The following is a 4569-nucleotide window of genomic DNA, read 5'->3' on the forward strand; positions in this document are numbered from 1 at the left end:
CGATAGCGGTGGATCAGCTACAGAGAGCTGACTGATCCACCGCCATCGGGGGCAAGCCCCCTCCCACATTGGGTTTTGTGCATGGTCATTAATCACCCTGCTGAATACTTCTTCAAGAATCGCCGAGCACGGGGCTAGGGTAGGTGTCAGGTTGCATAACAATAAAAACGCAGGATGCAGCAATGACCGCCATGACACGCTGCCTGGACCGTCCTGGATTCATGCCACGGCTGTCCGCCCATCATCTGTTGCGCCCGCGCCTGGCCGAGCCGTTGTTGGCGGCGCAGGCGCGGGTCAAGTTGCTCTGTGCCCCGGGCGGCAGTGGCAAGAGCGCGTTGCTCGCCGAGTGCGCCTTGCAGGCACCGGCGGGTTGTCAGGTGTACTGGCTACCGCTCAATGGCGTGCCGCTAAGCCCGCTGGATTTGTGCCGGCGCCTGGCGCACAACCTGGGCCTGGCGTTTACCGATGAAGCCACGCTGCTGCAGGATCTGAGCCGCTGGCAGACGTCGGCGTGGCTGTTTCTCGATGATTTCAGCCGCCTGCCCGGGCCCGAACTGGATGCCTTGCTCGACCGCCTGCTCAGCGCCAGTCACCCGGCGCTGACTTGGTGGCTGGGTGCGCGGCGGCGCCCTGCGTGCAACTGGCCGCGGCTGCTGCTCGACGATGAGCTGCTGGAATGCAGCGCGGCCGAGTTGATCTTCAGCGCCGAGGAAGTCCAGGCTCTGCTCGGCGAGGCGCCGGGTCACAGCGTCGAGCGCGTGATGCGGTTCAGCGCCGGTTGGTGCGCCGGGGTTCGCATCGCCTTGCTCGGCGACGGCCATCCCGACAAGACCTTGCTCGACTACCTGCAACACGAGCTGTTCAGCACCTTGCCGGCGGAACTGGAGGAAGCCTGGCGGGTGTTGGCGCATTTGCCGCGTTTCAATGCGGGCTTGTGCGAGCACCTGTTCGGCTTTGGCGATGGCGCTCAGTACCTGCGGGACTTGCAGGCGCTCGGCGCATTTATCCAGCCCTGGGACGATGCCGCCGACTGGCTGCAAGTCTTCGCGCCGCTTGCGCAGTTGATACGGGATGAACCCTGGCCGGCCAAACGCTCCTGGCACCGACGGGCCTGCCAATGGTTCAGTGCCGAGGGCGACTGGCAAGCCGCGTTCGAGCAGGCGCTGCTGGCCGAAGAATACGAAGTGGCCGTCAGCCTGTTGCAGCACTTCAGCTTCGAAGACCTGTTCCGCCAGCAGAATGCCGTGCTGTTGTTGCGCCTGCATGAACAACACGGTGACGAGCTGATGCTGTGTTCCGCGCAGTTGGTGGGGCTGGTCACGGCCGCGTTGCTGTTCGCCGGGCGCTTCGAGCAGGCCGCATTGTGCATCGGCCAACTGGCGCGTTTCGCCCCGCAACCGTCGGCGCCGCAGCAACGCCTGTTGTTGGCGCGCTGGCAGGCGCAGTGGGGGTGGTTGCTGCATCTGGCGGGTGATGCGCAACGTTCTCGCGAGCATTTCCTCGAGGCCTTGCAGGCGTTGCCCGACAGTGCGTGGACATCACGTCTGATGTGCCTGTCGGGGTTGACCCAGCAAGCCTTGCTGCGCGGTGAGCTGGAGGCGGCCCAGACCCTGAACCGCGAAGCGCTGTGCCTGGCGCGGGCCCATGGTTCGCTGTTGCTCGAAGCCCTGCTGGAGCTGGATCACGCGCAATTGCTCGAACAGCGCGGCGCGCCGTACCGCGCGCAAAACCTGTTGGAACAGGTGCAGGCGATGTTGCTCAAGCAGCGGCTGAAGGCTGGGCCGCTGGTCGGACGTATCGCCTTGCGGCGTGGGCATCTGGCCCTGCGCCAGGGGCAGGACGCGTTGGCTGCCGAGTGCTTCGAGACGGGTTTGAACATGTGCCTGCACAGCCAGGACAAGCGCGTGTTGTATGGCTATCTGGGCCTTGCGCTGTTGGCGGCCAATCACGGTGATTACGCCCAGGCCTTTATCCAGTTGCGCGAGGCCGAGCGCCTGATGCAGCAGCGCCAGGTGCCGGACACGGTGTACCGCGCGGTGTTGCTGCTGGTCAGCGGGCACTTCTGGTTGCAACAGGGCCGCGCCGAATTGACGGTGGCAGCGCTGCGCCGGGTGCTCCGCCATTTCCGAGGGCCCGACGCCAAGCAGGCCCCGCCGGCCACGCTGGAATTGATCCCGCGTCTTGAATACCTGCTGGTGTTGGCCGAGGTCAAACTGGGCGTCGCCGATCAACCGCTGGCGCGGCTCAACGCGCTGCTGGACGCTTCCCGCCAACGCGGCATGCTGTGCCTGGAGGCCGAATTGCACCTGGTGCTGGGGGAGGTGGCCTGGCAACTGGGCGAACCGGCGGTGGCGCGTCGCTCACTGCAACACGGCCTGGAACTGGCAGGGCGTTGCCAGGTGCAGCAAGCGATCCGCGAGCTGCGTTTACGCTCGCCCGGGCTGTTGAGTGAGCTGGGCCTGGAACCGCAGGCCTCGCCGACCGGCACGGCGGACAACCCGCTGAGCCAACGCGAGCTGGAAGTGTTGCAACTGATCGCCCTGGGCAACTCCAACCTGGAAATCGCCGACCGCTTGTTTATCTCGCTGCACACCGTCAAGACCCACGCGCGGCGTATCCACAGCAAGCTCGGCGTGGAGCGACGCACCCAGGCGGTGGCCAAGGCCAAGACGTTGGGCTTGATGGTTTAAGCGCAGAACGCCTGACGGTATTCGCCGGGCGTCGCGCCCATGGCCTGGCGAAAGCGATGGGTGAAGTGGCTGGCGCTGGAGAAGCCGCACATCAACGCGATGTCACCCACGGGCAGGCTGCCGCTGCGCAGCAGGTTCTGCGCGCGGGCCAGGCGCCGGGCCAGCAGGTATTGATGGGGCGGCAGGCCGAAGCTTTGGCGGAACATCCGCGCAAAATGATATTCCGATAGCGCACACATCCCGGCCAATTGCCCGAGGCTGATGGGGTCATCCAGGTGCTGGTCGATGTAGTCCACCAACAACCGCCGCTGATGCGCCGCCAGCCCGCCTTTCAAACGCAGCCCGTCGCGCGCGCCGACTTGGCTGAGCAAGGTGTGGCTGAGCATTTCATGGGCCAGGCTGCTGGTCAGCAGGCGTTCGGCGGGCTCGTGCCAGTTGAGGGCGATCAACTGGTGAAAGCGTCGCGCCTGGCTGGGGTCTTCGAGGAAGGTGCTTTCCTGCAATTGCAGCGCGCGCGGTTCGCGGTCGAGCAGGGTGATGCAGCCCAGGGCGAATTGCGCCTGGCTGAAATACACATGGGCCAGGCGGATGTCGCCGTTGATCACCCAGGCCGACTGATGCTCGGCCGGCAGGATGCACAACTTGTCGGGCCCGCCCTTGGTGCCCGGCTGGTCGCGACGAAACGTGCCGGTGCCGCCGCCGATGTAGCAGGACAAGGTGTGATGGCCGGGCGCCTGGTAGTCCTGGGAATCGTGGTGGTTGCTCCACAACGCCGCAGACAAGCCGTCACCGAGCTCGGCGCAGGCTTCGAGGCGAGCGTGGGGCGAGCGGTTGAGGGCTTGAAAGACTTGCAGGGATTCCAGCGTTGACATGGTGTGTACTCTCCGACGCCTTGCATCCTACTCCGAGCCGCTGGCGCTGTGAGCCCGCCGTGCGACAAAAGCGCAAGAATCTGCAAGCGCCGGCCAGGGCTTGAAGGCGACACTGTGGCTCAACCAGTGGAGCCTGTTATGAACCTTTTCCTGTATTTACTCACCGTGCTGATCTGGGGCACCACCTGGATCGCCCTCAAGTGGCAACTGGGCGTGGTGGCGATTCCCGTGTCGATCGTCTATCGCTTCGCCCTGGCGGCGTTGGTGTTGTTTGTGCTGTTGCTGCTCAGCCGCAAGTTGCAGGTGATGAACCGGCGCGGGCATCTGATCTGCCTGGCCCAGGGGTTGTGCCTGTTCTGTGTGAACTTCATGTGTTTTCTCACGGCCAGCCAGTGGATTCCCAGCGGGCTGGTGGCGGTGGTGTTTTCTACGGCGACGCTGTGGAATGCCCTGAATGCGCGGGTGTTTTTTGGCCAGCGGGTCGCGCGCAATGTGTTGATGGGCGGCGGCCTTGGCTTGCTGGGCCTGGGCCTGTTGTTCTGGCCGGAGCTGGCGGGGCACACCGCGAGCCCGCAGACCTTGCTCGGGCTGGGTTTGGCGCTGTTGGGGACGATGTGTTTTTCGGCTGGCAATATGCTTTCGAGCCTGCAGCAGAAGGCGGGGTTGCGGCCGTTGACTACCAATGCCTGGGGCATGGCATATGGTGCGGTGATGTTGGCGACCTATTGTGTGGTGCGCGGTATTCCGTTCGAGATGGACTGGAGTGCGCGGTATGTCGGGGCGTTGGGGTATTTGGTGATTCCGGGGTCGGTGATTGGGTTTACGGCGTATCTGACGTTGGTCGGGCGGATGGGGCCTGAGCGGGCGGCGTATTGCACGGTGTTGTTTCCGGTGGTGGCGCTGAATGTGTCGGCGTTTGCTGAGGGGTATCAGTGGACTGCGCCGGCGTTGGTGGGGTTGGTGTTGGTGATGGTGGGGAATGTGTTGGTGTTTCGTAGGGGTAGGGT

The 4569-nt window shown here is 64.5% G+C and carries 3 protein-coding genes; 2 read left to right on the top strand and 1 reads right to left on the bottom strand.

Going from position 1 to position 4569, the window contains the following annotated elements:
- Positions 1-182: 182 nt before the first annotated feature.
- The gene (locus AC07W0_RS30850; RefSeq protein ID WP_102651139.1) at positions 183-2690 is read left to right on the top strand and encodes a LuxR C-terminal-related transcriptional regulator; all 2508 of its coding nucleotides are present in this window, start codon (positions 183-185) and stop codon (positions 2688-2690) included.
- Here AC07W0_RS30850 and AC07W0_RS30855 read toward each other — a convergent pair.
- The gene (locus AC07W0_RS30855; protein WP_017849547.1) at positions 2687-3562 is read right to left on the bottom strand and encodes a helix-turn-helix domain-containing protein; all 876 of its coding nucleotides are present in this window, start codon (positions 3560-3562) and stop codon (positions 2687-2689) included. The genes AC07W0_RS30850 and AC07W0_RS30855 overlap by 4 nt on opposite strands.
- A 138-nt stretch (positions 3563-3700) precedes the next feature.
- On the opposite strand from AC07W0_RS30855, the gene AC07W0_RS30860 reads away from it, so the two are divergent.
- On the top strand, positions 3701-4569 hold an 869-nt coding region (locus AC07W0_RS30860; protein ID WP_102619018.1), incomplete at its 3' end, for a DMT family transporter.

It is taken from the genome of Pseudomonas sp. GW704-F2, assembly GCF_059423025.1.

Excerpts from the sequence above, each read along its gene's own strand:
- AC07W0_RS30855 (WP_017849547.1), bottom strand. The coding sequence starts at position 3,562 with ATGTCAACGCTGGAATCCCTGCAAGTCTTTCAAGCCCTCAACCGCTCG.
- AC07W0_RS30850 (WP_102651139.1), top strand. The coding sequence starts at position 183 with ATGACCGCCATGACACGCTGCCTGGACCGTCCTGGATTCATGCCACGG.